The 20,723-nt window shown below is 38.8% G+C and carries 20 protein-coding genes, 1 other RNA gene and 1 riboswitch; of the genes, 9 read left to right on the top strand and 12 right to left on the bottom strand.

Features of this window, described 5'->3' with window-relative positions:
* Positions 1 to 62: 62 nt before the first annotated feature.
* A riboswitch (SAM riboswitch) is annotated at positions 63 to 177 on the bottom strand.
* A 241-nt stretch (positions 178 to 418) separates the two neighbouring features.
* Positions 419 to 1,153: an oxygen-insensitive NADPH nitroreductase gene (nfsA, locus tag AC0VXV_RS01820; protein WP_475530095.1), complete on the top strand. Its 735-nt coding sequence runs from the start codon at positions 419 to 421 to the stop codon at positions 1,151 to 1,153.
* Positions 1,154 to 1,197: 44 nt separating this feature from the next.
* Here the strand turns inward: nfsA and AC0VXV_RS01815 are convergent, their stop codons facing one another.
* Entirely contained in the window at positions 1,198 to 2,877 is a 1,680-nt protein-coding gene (locus tag AC0VXV_RS01815) for a hypothetical protein (RefSeq protein ID WP_475530094.1), read from the bottom strand.
* Between the two features lie 171 nt (positions 2,878 to 3,048).
* On the opposite strand from AC0VXV_RS01815, the gene AC0VXV_RS01810 reads away from it, so the two are divergent.
* The 3 genes from AC0VXV_RS01810 (at position 3,049) to AC0VXV_RS01800 (ending at position 6,028) form a co-directional block, all read left to right on the top strand.
* Positions 3,049 to 3,711, top strand: coding sequence for a lysoplasmalogenase (locus AC0VXV_RS01810; RefSeq protein ID WP_475530093.1), 663 nt, complete (start codon positions 3,049 to 3,051; stop codon positions 3,709 to 3,711).
* Between the two features lie 30 nt (positions 3,712 to 3,741).
* Positions 3,742 to 4,965, top strand: a complete 1,224-nt coding sequence (gene pepT / locus AC0VXV_RS01805; protein WP_475530092.1) for a peptidase T — start codon at positions 3,742 to 3,744, stop codon at positions 4,963 to 4,965.
* 97 nt (positions 4,966 to 5,062) lie between these two features.
* Positions 5,063 to 6,028, top strand: a complete 966-nt coding sequence (locus AC0VXV_RS01800; protein WP_475530091.1) for a DMT family transporter — start codon at positions 5,063 to 5,065, stop codon at positions 6,026 to 6,028.
* Between the two features lie 25 nt (positions 6,029 to 6,053).
* Here AC0VXV_RS01800 and AC0VXV_RS01795 read toward each other — a convergent pair whose 3' ends face one another.
* The 4 genes from AC0VXV_RS01795 to AC0VXV_RS01780 form a co-directional block, all read right to left on the bottom strand.
* Positions 6,054 to 7,130, bottom strand: coding sequence for a S26 family signal peptidase (locus AC0VXV_RS01795; protein WP_475530090.1), 1,077 nt, complete (start codon positions 7,128 to 7,130; stop codon positions 6,054 to 6,056).
* A 3-nt stretch (positions 7,131 to 7,133) separates the two neighbouring features.
* On the bottom strand, positions 7,134 to 7,628 hold the full coding sequence (locus AC0VXV_RS01790) for a sigma-70 family RNA polymerase sigma factor (RefSeq protein WP_475530089.1): 495 nt from the start codon (positions 7,626 to 7,628) through the stop codon (positions 7,134 to 7,136).
* Positions 7,629 to 7,654: 26 nt separating this feature from the next.
* Positions 7,655 to 8,932 (bottom strand): polysaccharide deacetylase family protein, encoded by a 1,278-nt coding sequence (locus AC0VXV_RS01785; protein WP_475530088.1) that lies wholly within the window; start codon positions 8,930 to 8,932, stop codon positions 7,655 to 7,657.
* Positions 8,933 to 9,300: 368 nt separating this feature from the next.
* Positions 9,301 to 9,729, bottom strand: a complete 429-nt coding sequence (locus AC0VXV_RS01780) for a DUF4395 domain-containing protein (RefSeq protein ID WP_475530087.1) — start codon at positions 9,727 to 9,729, stop codon at positions 9,301 to 9,303.
* A 208-nt stretch (positions 9,730 to 9,937) separates the two neighbouring features.
* On the opposite strand from AC0VXV_RS01780, the gene AC0VXV_RS01775 reads away from it, so the two are divergent.
* Complete coding sequence (locus tag AC0VXV_RS01775) at positions 9,938 to 10,645, top strand: Fe-S oxidoreductase (protein ID WP_475530086.1); 708 nt, start codon at positions 9,938 to 9,940, stop codon at positions 10,643 to 10,645.
* A gap of 297 nt (positions 10,646 to 10,942) precedes the next feature.
* On the opposite strand, the gene AC0VXV_RS01770 is transcribed toward AC0VXV_RS01775, so the two are convergent.
* The 7 genes from AC0VXV_RS01770 to AC0VXV_RS01740 all read right to left on the bottom strand — a co-directional run bounded on the left by AC0VXV_RS01770 (position 10,943) and on the right by AC0VXV_RS01740 (position 17,850).
* Positions 10,943 to 12,055, bottom strand: a complete 1,113-nt coding sequence (locus AC0VXV_RS01770) for an amidohydrolase (protein ID WP_475530085.1) — start codon at positions 12,053 to 12,055, stop codon at positions 10,943 to 10,945.
* Positions 12,056 to 12,203: 148 nt separating this feature from the next.
* The gene (locus AC0VXV_RS01765; RefSeq protein ID WP_475530084.1) at positions 12,204 to 12,341 is read right to left on the bottom strand and encodes a hypothetical protein; all 138 of its coding nucleotides are present in this window, start codon (positions 12,339 to 12,341) and stop codon (positions 12,204 to 12,206) included.
* A gap of 165 nt (positions 12,342 to 12,506) precedes the next feature.
* Positions 12,507 to 14,522 (bottom strand): TRAP transporter permease, encoded by a 2,016-nt coding sequence (locus AC0VXV_RS01760; protein WP_475530083.1) that lies wholly within the window; start codon positions 14,520 to 14,522, stop codon positions 12,507 to 12,509.
* Positions 14,509 to 15,027 (bottom strand): DUF1850 domain-containing protein, encoded by a 519-nt coding sequence (locus AC0VXV_RS01755; RefSeq protein ID WP_475530082.1) that lies wholly within the window; start codon positions 15,025 to 15,027, stop codon positions 14,509 to 14,511. The genes AC0VXV_RS01760 and AC0VXV_RS01755 overlap by 14 nt, the downstream gene beginning before the upstream one ends.
* 107 nt (positions 15,028 to 15,134) lie before the next feature.
* Positions 15,135 to 16,157: a TAXI family TRAP transporter solute-binding subunit gene (locus AC0VXV_RS01750; protein ID WP_475530081.1), complete on the bottom strand. Its 1,023-nt coding sequence runs from the start codon at positions 16,155 to 16,157 to the stop codon at positions 15,135 to 15,137.
* A 324-nt stretch (positions 16,158 to 16,481) separates the two neighbouring features.
* A complete protein-coding gene (locus AC0VXV_RS01745; protein ID WP_475530080.1) occupies positions 16,482 to 17,021 on the bottom strand; it encodes a superoxide dismutase family protein in 540 nt (179 codons plus the stop codon).
* Positions 17,022 to 17,106: 85 nt separating this feature from the next.
* The gene (locus AC0VXV_RS01740; RefSeq protein WP_475530079.1) at positions 17,107 to 17,850 is read right to left on the bottom strand and encodes a 3D domain-containing protein; all 744 of its coding nucleotides are present in this window, start codon (positions 17,848 to 17,850) and stop codon (positions 17,107 to 17,109) included.
* A 550-nt stretch (positions 17,851 to 18,400) separates the two neighbouring features.
* On the opposite strand from AC0VXV_RS01740, the gene AC0VXV_RS01735 reads away from it, so the two are divergent.
* From AC0VXV_RS01735 to AC0VXV_RS01720, 4 genes are all read left to right on the top strand, one after another.
* Positions 18,401 to 18,589 (top strand): YjfB family protein, encoded by a 189-nt coding sequence (locus AC0VXV_RS01735; protein WP_079523864.1) that lies wholly within the window; start codon positions 18,401 to 18,403, stop codon positions 18,587 to 18,589.
* 360 nt (positions 18,590 to 18,949) lie between these two features.
* Positions 18,950 to 19,594, top strand: a complete 645-nt coding sequence (locus AC0VXV_RS01730) for a YfbR-like 5'-deoxynucleotidase (protein ID WP_475530078.1) — start codon at positions 18,950 to 18,952, stop codon at positions 19,592 to 19,594.
* Positions 19,595 to 19,751: 157 nt separating this feature from the next.
* Positions 19,752 to 19,943: non-coding RNA, 6S RNA (ssrS, locus tag AC0VXV_RS01725), on the top strand.
* 175 nt (positions 19,944 to 20,118) lie between these two features.
* Positions 20,119 to 20,649 (top strand): GNAT family N-acetyltransferase, encoded by a 531-nt coding sequence (locus tag AC0VXV_RS01720; protein WP_475530077.1) that lies wholly within the window; start codon positions 20,119 to 20,121, stop codon positions 20,647 to 20,649.
* Positions 20,650 to 20,723: the final 74 nt, after the last annotated feature.

The following is a 20,723-nucleotide window of genomic DNA, read 5'->3' as shown; positions in this document are numbered from 1 at the left end:
TTTTTAAATGAAAAAAACCCTCTTCAGTTAAGAAGAGGGTTGCGCATGAGCAAGTTTGCCTCCTCTTATCTTTCAAAATGATTGTCCATTTTGTAGGATTTAGCACCTTAGTCAGTTCATCACTTACTGGTTGCCGGGCATCTCAGGGCCTATTCCCTCCGCCGCTCTTGATAAGAGTTATGTGATTTGTGTTCCATCGTTGAGTCTCAGTATAAAACATACTAATCCGATATGTCAACACAAAAAATTAAAATTTTCAGATTTCTATTCTGATTACTCTTATCTGTATTTAACGATATGCAAAAATCTCCTCCCTATGAATTGAACAGACGCTAATAATCGACTTCAAGTAAAATATTGACTAAAATAAGGTTGAAGGATATACAAGTTACTTATTACATAAAAGGGAGATGTTCACGTGAATACTAAAGAATTATTACGCAGTCATACATCTGTTCGTAAATATACAGGTGAGGAAATTTCAAAAGAAACAGTCATCGATTTAATCGAAACAGCGCAAATGGCGGCAAGTTCGCATTTTGTACAGGCATACAGTGTCATCTGGGTAACGGATGAAGAAAAGAAAACGAAGCTTGGTGAACTGTCTAAAAACGAATTCCAGTTCAAAACAGCGGGTGCCTCTTTCTTGTTTTGCGTAGATTTCAAACGTCTGCAAGTAGCAGGTCAAAAGCACGGGGTCGATATTTCTGCTGACACGGCTGAAAACGTACTTGTAGGGGTAGCAGATGTTGCATTATTTGCCCAAAACTTCGTTATTGCAGCTGAATCAATGGGTTACGGCATTTGCTATATCGGTGGTGCCCGTACAAATCCTAAGGAAATCAGCGAGCTGTTCAATTTACCGCAATACGTTTTCCCATTATTTGCGATGACAATCGGTACACCGACAAAACGCAATGAAACAAAGCCGCGTTTACCGGTAGCTGCAGTATTGCATGAAAATGGTTATGACGTTGATAAATACGAGACGCTTCTAGAGGAATACGATGGAATTATGGAAGATTATTATAACAGCCGTTCTTCAAATCAGAAGACGGCAACATGGACGAAACAAATGGCTGATTACTTAGTTGAACAAAACCGTCCTCATATTAAAGAGTTCCTTGCTTCACAAGGCTTTACTTGGAAGTAAGCTAATAAAAAGGAGCATGCCGCAAAATGGCATACTCCTTTTGTTTATTTCAACCCTTCAATCTGTAATGCTTTTACAGGCTGGAAATCTTCTCCTGTTTTCGCATACGTAATCGTCGCCTGGTCACCTTCTTGCAAGTAAATCGCAAATGGTGCAACTTCTGTAGAAACGATGAAGTTTTCACCTGTGTTCGCCAGGAATGATACAATTGTGAAATCACCTACACGCTCTTTATAAACACGCACGACTTTTACCGTTGCCTTAGCTTCTTCGGCATTCGAAGTACCGTCTACCGTACTTCCGCCACGGCTTAGCGCTGTTTTATAAAGTCTTAACGCTTCATTTGGTGTTGTACCAAATGCCGAAATTTCAGGATTTGCTGCAGACACGATGAAGTAATTTTGCAGGAATCCGTTCGCATCAAGTACAGCTGACAGCCAGCTCGCTTCACCGTAGAAATTGTAAAGGATCGGCATTTCGCCTTCCCATTCTTTTTCAATAAATTTTTTCTCGATAATTTCAAGAGCCCCTTGTGAATCCATATAGGACTCTTCCAGATTTCCGGTATAGTATGTTGCTTCACCAGTACGTGCATGCGTTAATGCATAACCAAGCATCGAGTCAACGCCCTCTTTTGGACTTGTAAAATCAGTGAAATAATACATTTCCCCGTCTTCCATAAAGACCGGGCTTACATTTGCTTCCGTACCTTCATCACTCGGCAACTTAACATCCTTTTTGCCGACAAGACTATTCCAGAAGCCATGAACATAGTTACCATAATAACTGTTTTGCAAACTTACTGTTTCCGGTGATACAGCACCGTCAATAAATGCCGGTACATCTGCAATCGCAATTTTCTCTGTTGCACCCGTCTCCGCATCAACAAGCACAACCCCTTTTACATCAAAGCCGTTACGTGCCGAAATAAATTCGCCGTAAGAACGGATGTAATATGGTTTTCCATCCTCATCAATTTCCAGCTGCGGATCTCCATAGAAAATTAATGATGGATTTTGAAGACGAATATGACGCTCCAGATTTTTATTTAAATAAGCAGATGGAACATAGCTCATTTCAGCCTTCACAAACCTTGGATTATCGCTTGAATCTGTAGCACTCATCGTGAAATAACCAGGTGTTGTTTTTCCGTTGAACCACTTAAAGAATCCTGAAAACTCTACAGGTGCAATATAAACATACTGATCATTCACTTTTTGAATTTGCAAATTTCCTAATTCATAATAGCTCGTGTTTGGCACCTGTCCAAACGCTTTTTTCATTTTGTTTTTAACGAACTTCGGCGGTACACTTGCCGGTGTTTTCGTCTCATCAAACGGCGAAATTTCTGTCTTTTCCTTCATCTCTGAAGACTTGAATTTTTCATCTGCATTTAAAAATGGCGCACTTACTAAATAGCCAATCCCAATAATGCTGACAAGCACGATCGCCGATTTAATTTTTTGTTCCTTACCGACTGCAAATATTGCCCCGATAATCGCTACAACAGGTATTACATATAAAAAAATCGTCCAGCTTAGATCGATTTTAGAAATATATACTGTTAAAAATACTGAAACAAAACTTACTATAAATGTTGTAATGAATAAGCTCGTAAATGTTTTTGATGAAAGCTCCTTATTGCGAACCTTTTTTGATAACGGCATTAATAATAATGTGATCAAAAGTGATCCAATTGCCGTTATTAGCAATAATTGTCCCATAACAATCACCCTCTCTTACTTACTATGTACGAATAACCTTCCAAAAAGATTCATAAACAAGTAAAACTGCATAATTTCTGGCATAATAGAGCATATATTGAATTTTTATGAAATCATAGTTTGGTTATTTGGTAATTATATATAAACATTTTTTACTTAGGGGGTTAATGGATGGCACGTAAAGTTCTGACTTTACTGTTCTTCGGGCTTGGCTTGTACTATGTATTCTTTTTTGAAACGATTGATAGTTCACTAAAAATGGTCTTTAAACTTTTGCCAATGATTTTGCTTATAGGGCTTGCTTTTTTAACAAAAGTACAAGTGAAATCTCCGTATTATTGGCTCATCTCCATCGGTTTAATTTTCTGTGCGATTGGCGATTATACATTGCAGTGGTTCATCGTTGGACTGAGCTTTTTCCTGGTTGGTCATATTTTCTATATTTTTGCTTTCCGTTCAACGAATCAGCAGAACACACCACTGTACGTAAAAATTGTATTAGCTTTATACGGTGCGGTGATGATGTTCTGGATTGCGGGAAGCCTGCTAAAAAAAGGAGATACTGTACTCGCCATTGCAGTAACCGCTTATATTTTCGTTATCTTAACGATGGGATGGACCTCGTTCCGAACAGGCAGTAAGTTTGCTGTAATCGGCGCTATCCTCTTTATCATGTCGGATTCGGTATTGGCTATTAACCGCTTTATGTTTGATGTTCCCGCTTCCCATATCCTGATCATGTTCACGTATTACGGCGCCCAGTTTTTCCTCATGCTCAGCATAATGGAATATGACAAATTTAGTTCAAAAACCGAAATAAAAAGTGTAGAATAAAAGCAATAAGTATGAGGAGGTCTTTTTCGTATGAAAGAGAAAGTAATTGAACGTTTAGTACGCTACGCAAAAATTGATACACAATCAGATTTCAACTCTGACACAACCCCTTCAACAATGAAGCAATTCGATTTATTACATGTATTAGAAGATGAATTAGCAGCAATTGGTTTAACAGATATTACGCTGGACGAAAACGGCTACCTATTTGCAACACTTGAATCAAATACAGATAAAGATGTACCGACACTTGGATTTTTGGCTCATGTTGATACGACATCAGATTACACAGGAACAAACGTACAGCCTCAGCGCATCGATAACTATGACGGTGAAGCGATTACATTAAAAAATGGTTTAGTAATGGCACCGGACTACTTCCCGAACTTAAAAAACTATGTTGGCCAAACGTTAATTACGACAGATGGCAATACATTGCTTGGTGCGGATGATAAAGCCGGCATCGCAGAAATTATGACGGCAATGGAATACTTAGTTAACAATCCGGAAATCAAACACGGGAAAATCCGTGTAGCATTTACACCAGACGAAGAAATCGGGCGCGGTCCGCATAAGTTTGATGTCGAGAAATTCGGTGCAGATTATGCATATACAATGGATGGCGGTCCCCTTGGTGAGTTACAATACGAAAGCTTTAATGCAGCTGGCGTAAAAGTAACGACACGCGGCACGAACATCCACCCGGGTTCAGCAAAAAATAAAATGGTAAACTCGATTACAATGGCAATTGAATTCCAAAATGAAATGCCTAAAGATGCGGTTCCTGAAAAAACGGACGGCTATGAAGGCTTTATCCACTTAATGCATTTCAACGGCGGAATTGAAGAAACAATAATGTCATACATTATCCGTGACCATGACCGCGCTAAATTCGAAGAGAAAAAAGAGTATATGGCAAAGGTCGGCAAAGAGTTACAGGCAAAATACGGTGAAGAAGCAATTACTGTAGCGATTGAAGATCAATATTACAATATGGGCGAAAAAATCGAGCCTGTTATGGAAATCGTCGATATCGTAAAAGAAGCGTTTGCCAAGTTTAACATTACACCGATTGTCGAGCCAATCCGCGGCGGTACTGACGGTTCCCAACTTTCGTATATGGGCTTACCGACACCGAACATTTTTGCTGGCGGCGAAAATATGCACGGTAAATACGAATTTGTATCAGCTGAAACGATGGAAAAAGCGACGGAAGTCATTATTGAAATCGTTCAGTTATTTGAAAAGCGTTAATAAAAAATGGAAACTTTTGAATGAGGCGATTACTTTCGCTTCATTTTTTTGTATACTTAATAGACAGAAAATTCAATACAGTCAAGCGAGGTGTGTGATGAAGGAAATACTGATTGGCATTTTAGCAGCCTTATTTTTTGCGGTTACATTTGTATTAAACCACTCAATGGAATTGGAAGGCGGCAGCTGGCTATGGAGTTCTTCACTCCGCTACTTCTTTATGCTTCCCTTTCTCTTTGCCATTGTCGCTATTCGGGGAAAAGGCGGATTTCGTATTTTAACGAATGAAATGAAAGAACATCCGGGCGCATGGCTCGTTTGGAGCTTTGTCGGATTCGTATTATTTTATGCGCCGCTTACATTTGCCGCGGCATTCGGTCCAGGCTGGCTCGTATCAGGTACATGGCAGTTTACGATTGTAGCAGGTGTTTTGTTGGCTCCCCTATTTATTACAACTATCGCCGGAAAAAACGTCAGGGCAAAAATCCCGCTTATTTCACTAGGCATCTCGGGCATTATTTTATTTGGGATCTTGCTTATTCAAATCCCGCAGGCACAGTCAGTTTCTATGAAAAGCCTGCTACTCGGTATACTACCAGTGATCATCGCGGCATTTGCCTACCCGCTCGGCAATCGGAAAATGATGGAGCTTTGTAAGGGAAGAGTCGATCCGTTTCAACGTGTTCTAGGCATGACAATCGCTTCCTTACCAGCATGGATTTTACTCGCAATCTATGCATTATTTACTGTTGGTCTGCCATCAGCGAGCCAAGTGTATCAATCGTTGCTAGTTGCTGTTTCTTCTGGTGTTATCGCGACAATACTCTTCTTTATCGCAACAGACCGTGTGCGCCATGATCAAGGAAAGCTGGCAGCCGTTGAAGCAACACAATCGACAGAAGTTCTTTTTGCGATGGTCGGTGAAATGATTTTACTAAGTGTACCCCTCCCGCAGCCGATCGCTTTAATCGGACTGTCGGTTATTATTATCGGCATGCTGCTACATAGCTATCACACAGTACTTAGGAATAAAAGATTACAAGCAGCAAGTGAAAAAGGGTAGCGACATTTTGTCACTACCCTTTTTGCTATATTCCCCACTGCCAAATGCCAGTCGGATCTTTATACATTTTAAATACATATTCCCCTACAGCTTCACGGTCATACTGGTAGCGTATTTCCACTTCTGTATCGGATAAATACGTAGCATTTCGGTAAGACGCTTCCAAAAACAACTCACCTAAACGGTTCGAATGTGTAAATGGAATATCACTTGCCGATAATCTTTCACTAATTGACCCATCTCCAAAAATTTGATCATACAAATAAAGATCAAAATATTGTTCTGGTGTATAGTCATTTTGTAAATCAAAATAAATTGATGCTGTTGTACTTTGCTCTGCCAATGCTACGACTTCCCCGTAAATTTTATGCACAGCGGTAATTGTACCTGCCTGCATTGTATTTTTTGCCGGGAAATGATTTACCAAAAAGTATTCACGCGCATTTAATAACTGATCGTAGCCTCCTGCAATCGTATTGCCGTTTTCCTCATACAATTCCTTTAATTCCGATCTTACAGGCTTCCCATTTACCGTTAACTTGCCGTCTTGCAAAACGACACGGTCTCCTGGTACAGCGACTACTTCATAATAGGCGTTTTCGTAGATTGGTAAATGACTGCTCGTATTTGTCATCGTTCGTACTACATCGCCAGTTTCGTATACGGCTTCATCAAATAAATTTTCCTGACGTTCTATCACTGTATGGTAAAGTCCCTTTTTCCCTGCAAGTGTAAAGGTTTCTTTATCTACATATTGTAAATCCGATAATTGTTCCACCACAGGTAGCTGTGCAAAGGAATCATAATCGATTGTTGATAATTGCTTCTGTTTTTGAAGAGTAGCAATTTCCGCTAAATCATCAAGCGGATCATAAGGGGCACCCCGCCCTTCATTTCCCGAATTCTGCGTAAAAGGAACGGCCGTCATAAATAGGAATACCGCAACTGCTGCAACAGCTGCCGTCACTAATTGAACATGCCACGAACGTTTCTGTTTTCGGGGGGGCGGAGTCAATTCGGATTTCACACGCTGCTTAATACGACTTTCCTGCAAGCGTGTATCACCCATCATTTCATCCAGTTGTTTTTTAAATGGATCCATGCATCATTCCTCCAATCCCTCTTCGCTAAAAAACTCTTTCAATTGTTGCTTTGCTCGACGTAAACGTGTTTTTACCGTATTTTCATTAAGCTGTAAATACAGTGCAATATCGGCAATGGACTGTTCGTCATAATAAAATAAAATGAGCGGCTCTCGATATTTCAGTGGTAGCTGGAATAACTTCTGTTCAAGTGATGCAAGATGCTCTTTTTGTATAACTTCTTCGTCCGTACCTTTTGTTTGAGCAAAGATTGTCTCAAAAACGACATCCTTTTTATGCTTCCATGAGCGTAAATAATCTTTTGCGCGATTGGCTGTCATTTTTGTTAAATACGTTTTCAATGACGACTCACTGCGAAACTGGTCGCTCTTTTGAAAGTATGTTACAAACACTTCCTGTACGATGTCCTCGGCGGTAGCCCAATTTTTAACGTACAAATAAGCGATGCGTACTAAATAACGCGTGTGCTCATCAACAATTGCATCAAATTCTCTCATGTAACGATTAACACCTTCTTATATCCTTAAGACCAGTCCACCCCCTTTACAAAGGACGTGAACTGTTCAAATGTTTTATTTTCCGTTATGCCGAAACGATTGACCTCATAATTTGATTGCTGCATATTAGCATAGCCTTCATTTGTCGTAAAACCGATTAACAGCCCTACTTCTTTCATCGCTGCGGTCATATCTTCATCGTAATGACCAAATGGATACGCTAAAGAAGTCGCATTCGTCAGCATGTTAACATTTTGCTGCAAATCCATCGCAATGTCAGCGGATGACAGCTCTAATGCAATTGCTGCCCCATTTTTGAACTGATGCAAGTTATGTGTATGCGCTTCGTACTGAAACACGTCCGCCATTTGCTGCATCTCTTCGGCTGTGAAAAATTGAAGCGGTCCTTTGGCATCAAAAACTTGTTCACCTCGAAAGCGCTCTGTACGAGAAGATATAATATGCTGTACCGCAGAAAATCCATGTTCTTTTAAGATTGGGTAAGCATAGACCTTTGTCGATAATAAACCATCATCAAATGTAATGAGTAATGAATTAACCGGTAAAATTTGGCGACCCTCCAAATAATCATAAAGCTGTGTTGTCGAAATTGTTGTAAATTGCTCTTCAGCTAAAAAGGCCATTTGCTGTTCAAAGGATTGTACAGAAACCGTACTCGCATTTGTTACCATTTCTTCTTTCGGCAAAATATGATGATACACTAAAACTGGAATTCCTTCATCTATTTCAACTGATGTTTTATGTATATAACCGGCACGCTCTCCTACTTTTAATACAAACCAATCATCAATCTCCCCCAAGATTGGGTAACGAAACCCCTGTGAAAGCTGCAGTAACACACTGCTCTTAAGATTTTTTTCTTCATATACATTTATTTGTTCTGTCGTTTTAATGGAGTTCGTTATTTCTGTATTTACTAACGTCTCAAGCGGACGTTTTTCTACAGTAGCACTTCCCTTTTTAATAAAAGCCGAAATTTTCCCGAATCGCAGTTCATAATAAAGTTCATCTTCTCCTACGATCGCAAATGAAGTATTCGGATGTACAACTCCAATTTCATTGAGTGCATTTCCTTTTATATAAATCGGCTGTTCTTCATTCAAGACTATAACTTTTTCAAATAGATGTGTAGCTTGTTCTATTTGGGTTCCGTTTTCTATACCTGCCATATCCTTTTCATTTGCAACTGCACGTTCAATCTTTTCACTTGAACCTCTATATTCAATTGTCAGGAATAATACGCATACAGCGATAAACCCTACAGCAATTAACTTTTTCATCATTTCCTCCGCCTACGTTTTTTATTTAAGCAACGTACAGACGGAGAAATTCATAATAAGTTTCAAAAAAGTTTTATAAATTTTTTTGCACACAAAAATACCCGTATCTGTAAGCGACACGGGCAATGGGTCTCCCAACAAAGGAAGAAAAACTAGAAGAAAAATATAAAGGGTGAAAAACTCAGTGTCTGACACACAGTCAAACTTACATTCTAAATGAGGGGGTTTAGAACGCTATGGCTGAGCTAACAAACTCCTGGAGAAAAGTTGTTAGCTCAGACTTATTTGTACTGTATTACAAATAAGCTCTTGCTACAGTTATAATGATAATGATTATCAGTATCATTGTCAACCTATTTCCAATAATCTTTTTAAAAATTTTTTAGTGAACGACGATATTGGTACTGTTTGTATTGGAATACCATAAAGCAGCCGATACAAAAGCCTAAAATTGCTACAAATGATGCGACCGCCACAATAATCGTAAAGCTGTATGCAACAACCGGCCAGTTAAATGCAAACCCTACTATTCCACCTGCCAGACAAATACTCGCAATCGCTGAATTGAACTTTTGCTGTCCAATTTCTTCCGGAATATACGATTGGATATCTTTCGTTAAAAATACTTTCGCAAAGCGCATAATTGGATTAAACCCGGTCAAAATCCCTAGTAAATTTGCAATTAACGGAATCGCCAAAATCCAGAACAGTCCTGTCACCCATGTGATAACAACTGATAAAAATATAACCCACTGATTTACACGAACTAATGGTCTTGGAACAGAAATCGGTTTCGTCATTAAAACCAACCTTTCTTATACGTTTTATTCATTTTAGCGTTTTTCACCTCGTTTGGGAAGAGAAATGGTATAGTAAATATAAAGTGAAACTTCAATCAGTGGGGGTTGGTTCATCCCCCACTGATTGTTAGTTGAACCAATCGGGCATTAACGGGTAGTCCTACTACCCGTTAATGCGGGATAAATATTTTTTAGAAAAGGTGATACGATGCCTGCACTTTCTTATGATCAAGTACGACAATTAAATTCCTATAGTATTTTTACCGAAGAACCTGACCGTCCATTATTTACATTGGCGAATCTACATAAAGACTTCTATTTGACGGATTTCCGCAATTTGATGATGGGCATTACGAATGCTGCTACAGAAGCGGCGGCCATCTCCCACTTCGGACGTCGCTACGGCATGTTTGTCGCGATGCAGTTTTATATGCTGACAACGTATGATGAAATTTGGGACGGCAAGCCGGAAGATCTTCGTTTTGCTATTGTTCAGGAGTTCGGCATTCATACACTCGGGATGTATATAAACCCAAATGATTTCCGCTATGTGGAAGATGATGAGCGCGAACGAGCGATGACGGACATTTTATACAAGACATCTGTTGTTATTGGCCAGTTAAGGAAAACAACGTCCATTTCGCCCCTGACTTTATGGGAAAATATTTTCGGATACATGCTTTGGCACTTCCATACATTACTTGAAAATCCGGCATTGGCTGACCGCGCTTTCGAGGACCTGGATATGCTCGAAGATAAAAATGTTTGGCGTTACTTCTCGGACAAATCGCTGTTTTTAAATTATACAGGCGGAAAAAGCCCTTCCGCTCTTATCAATCAGCCTGTTCGTAAAAGCTGCTGTTTCTCAAAAGACATCCCCGGATTAATGGCTTGCGGATTTTGCCCGATGAAATAGAGTTTCGTTATAAGTGCCGTTTAATCGCGGCACTTTTTGTTTGGCAAGATGTCCTGGGGCATGTTTTCTAATATCTGGTTGCTTTTTCTAATATAATTTGAAAAGTTCTAATAAGTTCCTCATTTTCAAATAAAGTAATCCGATGTTCTAATAAAGGACGGAGATGTTCAAATAGAAGTATCAGGTCTTCTAATAAGATCGCCGTTTTTCTAATATCCGGTTCAACTTTTCCAATATCGCAGCAACCACTCGACGCAAAAAGCGATGCCACAAACTTCATAGCATCGCCTTATCATCTTATTTCATTGCACTGTTTTTCAATGTTGTTGCCATTACTTTTGCGCCATCGAGCAATGCCTTTGCATCAAAGGTCATTTTCGGATGATGGAGTCCCGGACCAAGATCTGCACCAACACCGATCATCGTCGCCTTCAACTCCGTATTTTTAATCGTATAGAAGTGGAAATCATCGCTTCCCGGTGTTATTACTGCCGGTGCCAGACTTTTTTCTCCAAGTGCTTCAACAATCGAGCGTTCTGCAATTGCAGCGGCTTCCGATGAAACTTCCGCACCTGGTGTAACGTCCATCCAATCCCATGCAACCACAATATCGAACATCGCTGCAATTTGTTTCAAGCCTTTATCAACATCACGCTGTACTTTCGCCAATACTTCATTTTTCTGTGCACGTACATCGATCGAGAAGGTCGCATTGCCCGGAATAATATTGACACTTCCACCATCTGCTACAATTTTCGTTAACTTCGCTGAGTATACTTCAAATGGGTCAACATGGATATTTTTCAGCATTTGCTGAATCGCTACTACTACATCAATTGCATTTTTCCCTTGGTGCGGACGAGCGCCATGTGCATCAATGCCAGTAATTGTCCCAGTTAAGAATGCTGCAGCACCATGATAAATTGCAGGTGATACTTTTCCTAATGGCAGCTCTTCCATCGGACGTAAATGAACACCGAATAAATGGGTAACATCATCCATTACACCACGATCAATCATTGCCAATGCTCCGCCACCTGTTTCCTCGGCCGGTTGGAAAATAAAACGGATTTTCTTATTCAAAGGTTCATTTTTTAAAGCATAAAGCGCACCTAAAACAATTGATATATTTGCATCATGTCCACAAGAGTGATTTGCCTGCATAACGCCATCCACTTCCTGCCAAAGTGCATCGATATCCGCGCGAACCGCAATTGTTTCTTCGCCTTTTCCGATTTCCGCCACAAGACCGGTCACATCATCAAATTTTTTATAGCTGACGCCCATATCATCTAAAATTTCTGCTAATTTTGCTGTTGTTTTTATCTCTTTCCAGCTTACTTCAGGGTTTGCATGGAAATATTGAAACCAATCAAAAATCATTTGCTCTGTAGAATTAACCGCTAACATGAAACGCACCTCGAATATTATTTAGTACTTCTATTATACAGTACAATTTTTGCATACTACATTATTAGTGCCTAAAAAAAAGACATCTATCCAATCAGTTTCGTTGGATAGACGCCGTAATAGTTTTAAATTCATTTTAAAAACTCCTTTATAAGCTTGTGAAAAACCCTTGCGGATATTGAGTGCGTTCTTCACTTTCCGTTACCTCTTGCTGCTCGGCTAACTCAAACTCCACCTCTTCGTCAAATAGGTATGTTTCAAACGTCGACTTTAAAAGTGTTGACATATCATTTCTCCCCTTTAAATTATTTGAATTTTTAATTAATTTAAATAATATAATGGATTTTCAAGAAAATCAACAGATAAATGCACCTAATGCATAAAAAGTATTAAATCTATCTATTTTTGAGATAAATAGAAAAGCGCCTGAAATAAATTCAGACGCCCTCATTTATGAAGTTGCTATTTTAGAATTATTTACTTTCTTTTTTGTCATCCATTGAATCACAAACATAACAGCAAATACAATAAGTCCGATAGTATCCGAAAGGGACTCTGGATAAATCATAGCAACACCTGCAGCAACTAGAATAATTCGTTCAATCCAGTTGATCGGGCGATACCAATAACCGATGACTCCCGCACCAATCGCAATCATTCCCATCATCGCTGTAAATACAACCCATATGATTTCCCAAACCGTTACGTCAATCATAAGCAATGCCGGTGAAAAGATAATCATATACGGTATAATGAATGCCGCAATGGCAAGCTTGGCAGAATGAATACCCGTTTTTATCGGATCTCCACCTGATATCGCAGCGGCCGAAAATGCGGCGAGTGCTACAGGAGGGGTGATATCTGCAATAATCCCGAAATAGAATACGAAGAAGTGTGCAGATAATACAACGATAATCGGCGCTGCACTTGCCGGTACATCCGGAGCAAGCAAGGCAATGATTGCCGGTGCTGCGATCGTTGATGTAATAACATAGTTGGCCGTTGTTGGAGCACCCATTCCTAAGATTAAAGAAGCAATCATTACAAAGAATAGTGTGATCAAAATACTGCCGCCAGCAAGTTTTACCAAACTGTTTGCCAATGACAAGCCAAGTCCTGTTTTTACAACAACCCCAACAATAATACCCGCACATGCCGTAGCAGCAGCTACTGGCACAGCAGTACGTGCCCCATCTACTAAAGCATCAATGATCTCCTTAAAACCAAATTTAACATCCGGGTTTATAAATCCGACAATAATACAAGCCAATATACCATAAAGTGCGGAGTGAATAACTGGTACTCCAGCCATCATTATTACAATAATTAATGCAATTGGAATTAATAAATATAACTTCTTGAATATTTCTTTTCGATTCGGCATTTCCTCATCTGTCAAGCCTCGTAACCCTAAACGTTTTGCTTCAAAGTGAGTCATAATCCAAATACCCGCAAAGTAAAGAACTGCCGGAATCGCCGCTGCTTTTGCAATATCCCAATATGAAACACCGCGTCCGATAAATTCAACCATTAAAAACGCTGCGGCACCCATAATAGGAGGCATCAATTGGCCCCCAGTAGATGAAGACGCCTCAACCGCTCCCGCAAAGTTTTTTTCATAACCTAAACGTTTCATCAAAGGAATTGTATAGGCACCTGAAGTAACTACATTGGCTACGGAACTCCCTGAAATTGTTCCTTGCAGTGCAGATGAGAAAATCGCAACTTTTGCTGGACCCCCTACTAACTTTCCTGCAACGGAAATCGCCAAGTCGTTAAAGTATTCCCCTACACCTGTCTTTACTAAAAAGGCACCAAATAACAGGAATGCAAAAATATATGTTGCCGAAACAGCAAGCGGCGTACCTAATATACCATCTGTTGAGTAAAACATCAGATTTACAAGGCTCTCTAAATTTTGCCCACGGTGTGCCATAAAGTCCGGCATATACGGTCCATAAAATGCGTATGCCAAAAATAGACCTGCAATAATAGCGATTGGCAGACCAACTGCCCGACGTGAAGCTTCCAGCACTAGGAGGACTGCAAATAAACCAATCCAGAAGTCTATCGTCTCCAGCTTCCCTAAACTTCTCACTAATCGGTCGTAATTCATCACCCAATAGCTACCAACAATAACTGACAGAATAGCTAAAATATAATCATAAAAAGGAATAGATCTTTTTGAAAATTTACGGCGCAGCGGAAAGAGCAGAAAGACAAAAATTAATGCGAACCCTAAGTGAACAGTACGCTGAATTTGGGCTGGAAACTGACCGTATATCGCTGTATAGAGTTGAAATAGTGAAAATGCAAGTAACCCAACATAAATGACATATTTCATAAAGTTCTGCGGGTTTCGCTGATTGGATTCGATATCAAACTTTTCCAATAACTCTTGCTGTTGCTCTAATGACAATGCTTCTATTTGTTGTGGTTCAGTTGTTTCTTTTTTATTTTCGCTCATTTAACTCGACTCCTTTCATTTTTTCATACAAGGACAGTTTTTGAATTTGCACGTCATAAGATTTTCCACGAGTCAAAAATTTTTTCAGTTCCACTGTTTCATTGTTATGCTGCAAATCCAATCGAAAATCGACATTTCCTATATGTAGTACAAAGTTAGTTAATTTCGCATCGTCGTATTGAAGTTTGTATATTCCGTTTTCGTAAAGCAACGTTTGCCCTTCCTCCGCATAACCCGGCATTCCGATTGCTACATCCGAATATTCCATCGAAAGCATTTGGATTGCATTTGAAGGTAGCGCTACATAGCTTTCATAAACATCCGTTAAATGAATCGAATGTGTATAAATAATTTTAAACTCGTCAACATCTTCCAGTTCTTTATAATAGGTAGCCGGATTTTCTGAACGAGTTTCCATAAATATGATTGAACGCTCATACGGAATCATACAAAGTACAAAGCTTGCACAGATTATAATAAATACAACTATAGTTAGTTTTTTCATAAACATCCTACTAAAATTAATTTCTATTTAACTATTAGCAAGCATACCTGGAAAGAAAACAAGAGACTGCCTAGTAGTAAATTACACTCTAGACAGCCTCGCGCTAATTACTTTACCTCATCAAAGTATCGTTGTGCACCTGGGTGTACATCAATACCAATTCCATCTAAGCCAGATTCAGCTTTAATGAATGTGCCTTTTGCGTGGCTGATTTTGTCTGTGTTGTCATAGATTGCTTTTGTCATTGCATACACTAGATCTTCAGGTAATTCCTTTTTAACAGCTAACATTGCACCAACCGATACAGCTGGAATGTCAGATTCTAAACCGTATGTGCCAGTTGGAATGTTATCCACTGCATAGTAAGGATATTTTGCAATAAGCTCTTCTGCTTTATCTGCTTCTACCGGAATAATATATACGCCATTTGTTGCATTTAATGCTTCAACAGCACCAGTTGGGTAACCAGCTGTAATAAATGCTGCATCAATTTGACCTGATTGAATACCATCTGTCGATTCACCGAAGTCTAAGTTTTGTGCTTCGATATCGTCCATTGTTAAACCATGGATTTCCAATAATTGCTCAGCATTTGCGAATGTTCCCGATCCTGGAGCTCCTACAGAAACTTTTTTACCTTTTAAGTCTGCAAATGTTTTAATCCCTGAATCCGCCAATGTTACTAATTGAACTGTTTCTGGATATAGAGCACCTAAAGCTACTACAGAATCAATTGCTTCACCTTCAAACATTAGTGTACCGTTCGTTGCATAGTAGGCGATATCCGTTTGTACGAATGCTACCTCTGCATCTCCGTTTGCCAGGGAAGTCATATTCGCTGCAGACGCCTGTGAAACTTCAGCAGTTGCTTTTACCCCAGTGTCTGTAGTAATTAAATCAGCAAATGTACCGCCTAATGGATAATAAGTCCCTTGTGTACCACCAGTTAAAATACTTACAAACTTTGTACCTTCAAAATCCAACTCTTCTTCTGTTGTAGCTTCCCCAGAGCTCGTCTCATTATCTGTTTCAGTTTTAGATGAACCTTCATCATCAGAACCACAAGCAGCCAGTATGAGTACAAATGCACTTAATAACATCAGAAAAAGTAGGTTTTTAGATTTAAACATAAGCAGTTTCCCCCTTTATAGTAAAATATAAATTCATATTACATACATAATTATACAAAAGTCAACGTTATTTTAAAAATTCCAAATTTACTGTCAATATTTTATTATCTATATTCTGTCCGATTAATACTCGAACAGTGCTTTAAATATTCATAAATACTGCATTATAAGAGTTATTAATTCAGTTCATTTATACAAATTACATAAATAAGATTATTTTAAAATAATTGTTACCTCTCAATTTATATTTTCCATATAGTAACAGATAAAATTTTACATAAAAAAATACTATGCTAAAAGAACTTCACTTTTAGCATAGTATTTTCACTTGACTACACCACAAACAATTCGCGCACCTGAATTTCCTGACGGATCTGTTTTATAATCGTCTGCTTTTTCATGAATGACAACAGACGTGCCATCTGCATCGAACAGCGAATTTTCTTTTCCTTTTCCAAGAGTAAAATCAGCTGTCACAAAATTTAACTCCACTTCCCCCGCCTCATCCGCAGTAATATTCGGTAAGTCCCCTAAATGCGGGCCTGCTGGATTATCCACGCCATGCTGCTTTTTCATTGGATTGAAATGAGCTCCTGCCGATTCAAAGCTAGGGGGTTCACACTTTCCTACTTCATGCAGATGAATTCCGTGATCACCCGGCGGTAAACTATTTAATACAGCGGTCAATTCGACCCCTTTTGAAGATTCTTCAAATAAAATTTCACCTACTAGGTTGTTTTTTGTATCATACATCTGCGCCTTTGCAGATAATGTTTCTGGTGCACTTACCGGAACGGTTTCCTTTTGAAACATACTGCATCCGCTTAATAATAGTACACATACGAATAAGCTAATTTTTCGCATACTATCCCCTCCTTACAACTAGTATTTCAATAAAGAGGGCTGAATATACAAAAAGCCACCCAAAATTGAGTGGCTTCTTTTCGTATTAGTCTAAAATTTTTATTTGTACTGTACGGCGGCCCCATTCGTAGGCATTACCTAGGTCTGGAATAAATACATCAATTTTATTCCCTTTAATTGCCCCGCCTGTGTCAGCTGCTACGGCTTCTCCATATCCTTCAACCCAAACTTTTGTCCCTAACGGAATGACACGCGGGTCTACTGCAATTACTTTTAAATTTGGATTGGCACGTAAATCCGTACCGTTTGCCGTTGTTCCTGAACATCCTTCACAGTAGGCTGTATACGCTGTCGCTTCAACAGTCATTGTTCTTCCTGTATCAGGAGCTGAACTTGTTGAAGTTTTTTCCTGTGTACCGCCTGTCGCGCTTTTCACTTCACTCTTGGCGTATTCCTGTTGAGGTCCGGATACTGTAATGGAGTCACCCGGATATATTAAGTCTGAATTGATATTGTTCCATTTCTGCAGCTGGTCAACTGTTGCATCATGGGCCAATGCAATATGGAACAGCGTATCACCTGGTGCAATAGTATATACTTTATCATCATGACCGCCAATTTTTAATGTATCCCCAACAAAAATTGTATTGCTCGTTAAATTGTTTAATTCCTTTATCTCTTCAACTGATGTTTGAAATTGTTTACTTATTTTATAAAGTGTATCTTCTGGTTGGATTGTATAAGTATCTGCAGAAGCTTGAGATGCAAATAGCCCCCCTGTAGCGAATACTCCTGCCAATAGAACTGCCATTAATTTTTTCTTTGTCAAATTTCTGTCCCTCCATATTTTCCAAATAAATTTAAGTTGTTTTTACTCTCCTATAACCTTACAGCAAATACATTGCAACACGATGACGCGGATATGAACCCTGCATTACAAGCACATTGCAGGGCTTTTGGATAATTATTACTAAATTTGAAGCGATTTATACATAGATTTACCATTTTTTTGCGAAGTGACAGGAAAAGAAGGAAAAATAAATGGGAATTCGTTTTCAGACTTATTACAAACCAGCTTGTTTCTTTAATCTTTCTGTCTATTTTGACGATATAAAGTGAAACTTCAAACAGTGGGATTTTTCTCAATCCCACTGAGTTTGGAGGAACACAAGTTAAAAACGTCACATACTGTGACAACACTTGTGTGACCAACATCGTGTTGGCCAGAGCCAATCGGGCTTTTACGGGTAGTTGATATCCCGCCTCTAGATTTTCGCACTGCTTAATTATAGAGGCGGGAGCCTTACCTCTGCCGATACGCTTTCGAGGCAGATAAATTACTACCCGTTAATGCGGGATAATTGAAAAGGAGGATTACTATGGAATTAAACGCAATTATGTCAGCACAGTTAGCATCACTGCAGCAAACTGTGCAGATGAGTATTCTAGACAAGGCAATGAATACCGGCGCGGCAACTGCTGTCCAAATGATTGAAGCAATGCCTCAACCGCAAGCAACTCCAGCACCCCACCCTTATAAAGGACAAACGATTGACGTCCAGGTTTAGTTATAAAAACAGAAAGGACGCTCACGAAGATGGTGAGCGTCCCTTCTGTTTTAAATTCGGTATTACGGGCATCAGACAGAGAATATTAGAACATTTTTTTATTTATTAGAAAATAGGCGCCTGCTATTGGCACTTCAAAATCACATATTCGAAAAGCGGGGAGACATTTTAGAAATTCTACATACTATATTAGATAATCCAACTTTTATTAGACAATCGATCAAATTTTTATGAAGTTTTTTCATTTTATTAGAAATCTTTATGCCAAATGTAAACGCTGCGTTAAATTTCGGTTAAATACTTTTAAAAAAACATTTTCCGGGTATAACTAATAGTACACTGTTGCTATAAAGGTAAGGAGTGATTATTATAGGTATCCATACGTTTTTTACAAGTTTAAATGATTTAGAGCGCATCATCCGCTGTCCGGGTCGCTTTAAATTCGAAGAACATAATGTGGCAGCACACTCATGGAAGGTTTCCCAGTATGCGATGTTTTTCGCAACATTGGAGGAACGTGCAGGCAGTCAGATTGATTGGAAATCGTTATACGAAAAAACGATTAATCATGACTTTGCCGAAGTTTTTATTGGGGATATTAAAACGCCTGTCAAACATGCTAGTGTCGAACTAAAGCAAATGCTTTCACATGTCGAAGAGAAAATGATGGAAAAATTTATTGTGGAAGAAATTCCGCTTGATTTACAGGATGTATTCTTTGACCGTATGAAAGAAGGCAAAGATCACACAATTGAAGGACGACTTCTTGAGTTCGCCGATAAGCTGGATCAGTTTTACGAGTCATTTTCAGAGCTGAAGCGAGGAAATACCGACAAAGAATTTGTCCATATGTATGAAACTGCACTAAGCAAGTTACTGTTGATCGATCTGCCGGTATCTGTAGACTATTTCCGCAACGAAATTTTATCTGATGTTGTAACGGAAAAGACAGTCATCGATATTGCACTTTTAACAGAAAATATTTTACAGCAGCATACAGAATAATAACGGAAGGCTTCCTAATATATAAGGAAGGCTTTTTTATTTTGGAAATAAATCCAGCTTTTGTTTTCGAAAACCTCATTAAAACCATTCAAATCATTTGACTTTTTTTTTAAAACATACTTTATTGCATTCCACATTAACTTACTATAAGATAACAATAAGGCTACGTTGTACGTACGAATATTAAGTTTTAACCTTTATACTTATACAGGGAGTTTTACATCGATGTTGGAATGGCGTGCCTGGACTCTTTTGACTTCAGGATAGACAGGATAGCATTTGCGAACACCCACTTTGAGGAGTGGTGGTTTAAAACTTTCTATAATAACTACGGCAATGTGGCTGCTTACATAGCAATATAGCCATAAAATTTACAGACACTTACACGATTTTTTCGTGTAGGTGTTTTTTTTTTGCTTTTTTGGTATCATTCAATATACAACCTATAACCTTGAAGGGACTGAACTATGCGCAGATGGCAATATTTTTTATCTAACTGATTAAAAATATTGGAGGTAAAAATATTGATAAAAGAATTGAATACCAAAAGATTGCATTTAAGAAGAATGGAAATTTCAGACTCCCAAAGCTTGTTTAAAATATGGTCTGATCCACATGTAACTGAATTTATGAATATTTCCAGCTTTATACATGAAGCTCAGGCGAAAGAAATGATTGAGCTACTTGAGGAATTGGCCCAGGCTGGTAAAGCTGTTCGATTCAGTATGATTGAGCGACATTCAAAAGAAATAATAGGTACGTGTGGATTCAATTCTATAGATTTCGATAATGCGAAAGCGGAAATCGGTTATGACATCGCTAAAGCCTATTGGGGCATGGGGTTTGCGCCAGAAGGTATCCGTGCTTTAATGGACTATGCTTTCGGAACTTTGAAACTGAATAGAATCGAAGCAAAGGTTGAACCTGCAAATGTTAATTCAATCAAGGTTCTAAAAAAACTTAATTTCAAATTCGAAGGAACTCTTAGACAATTCGAAAATTCTAAAGGGAACTTTATTGATGTCAATATGTACTCACGTTTAAAAACAGATTGATCTAGCTCCCTCCTGCCTATATCTTGAATGAGATATAGGCATTTATTTTTAATATAAAAAATTTCCCAAAACGA

It is taken from the genome of Solibacillus sp. iso_87, assembly GCF_056173085.1.
Note: the sequence above shows the minus strand (reverse complement) of the source record. Positions and strands in the feature narration are given on the sequence as shown.

What these genes read in the sequence shown, in the direction of transcription:
- AC0VXV_RS01815 (WP_475530094.1), bottom strand. Translation starts at nt 2,877, where the DNA reads ATGGGACAATTATTGCTAATAACGGCAATTGGATCACTTTTGATCACA.
- AC0VXV_RS01810 (WP_475530093.1), top strand. Translation starts at nt 3,049, where the DNA reads ATGGCACGTAAAGTTCTGACTTTACTGTTCTTCGGGCTTGGCTTGTAC.
- pepT (WP_475530092.1), top strand. Translation starts at nt 3,742, where the DNA reads ATGAAAGAGAAAGTAATTGAACGTTTAGTACGCTACGCAAAAATTGAT.
- AC0VXV_RS01800 (WP_475530091.1), top strand. Translation starts at nt 5,063, where the DNA reads ATGAAGGAAATACTGATTGGCATTTTAGCAGCCTTATTTTTTGCGGTT.
- AC0VXV_RS01795 (WP_475530090.1), bottom strand. Translation starts at nt 7,130, where the DNA reads ATGGATCCATTTAAAAAACAACTGGATGAAATGATGGGTGATACACGC.
- AC0VXV_RS01790 (WP_475530089.1), bottom strand. Translation starts at nt 7,628, where the DNA reads ATGAGAGAATTTGATGCAATTGTTGATGAGCACACGCGTTATTTAGTA.
- AC0VXV_RS01785 (WP_475530088.1), bottom strand. Translation starts at nt 8,932, where the DNA reads ATGATGAAAAAGTTAATTGCTGTAGGGTTTATCGCTGTATGCGTATTA.
- AC0VXV_RS01780 (WP_475530087.1), bottom strand. Translation starts at nt 9,729, where the DNA reads ATGACGAAACCGATTTCTGTTCCAAGACCATTAGTTCGTGTAAATCAG.
- AC0VXV_RS01775 (WP_475530086.1), top strand. Translation starts at nt 9,938, where the DNA reads ATGCCTGCACTTTCTTATGATCAAGTACGACAATTAAATTCCTATAGT.
- AC0VXV_RS01770 (WP_475530085.1), bottom strand. Translation starts at nt 12,055, where the DNA reads ATGTTAGCGGTTAATTCTACAGAGCAAATGATTTTTGATTGGTTTCAA.
- AC0VXV_RS01765 (WP_475530084.1), bottom strand. Translation starts at nt 12,341, where the DNA reads ATGTCAACACTTTTAAAGTCGACGTTTGAAACATACCTATTTGACGAA.
- AC0VXV_RS01760 (WP_475530083.1), bottom strand. Translation starts at nt 14,522, where the DNA reads ATGAGCGAAAATAAAAAAGAAACAACTGAACCACAACAAATAGAAGCA.
- AC0VXV_RS01755 (WP_475530082.1), bottom strand. Translation starts at nt 15,027, where the DNA reads ATGAAAAAACTAACTATAGTTGTATTTATTATAATCTGTGCAAGCTTT.
- AC0VXV_RS01750 (WP_475530081.1), bottom strand. Translation starts at nt 16,157, where the DNA reads ATGTTTAAATCTAAAAACCTACTTTTTCTGATGTTATTAAGTGCATTT.
- AC0VXV_RS01745 (WP_475530080.1), bottom strand. Translation starts at nt 17,021, where the DNA reads ATGCGAAAAATTAGCTTATTCGTATGTGTACTATTATTAAGCGGATGC.
- AC0VXV_RS01735 (WP_079523864.1), top strand. Translation starts at nt 18,401, where the DNA reads ATGGAATTAAACGCAATTATGTCAGCACAGTTAGCATCACTGCAGCAA.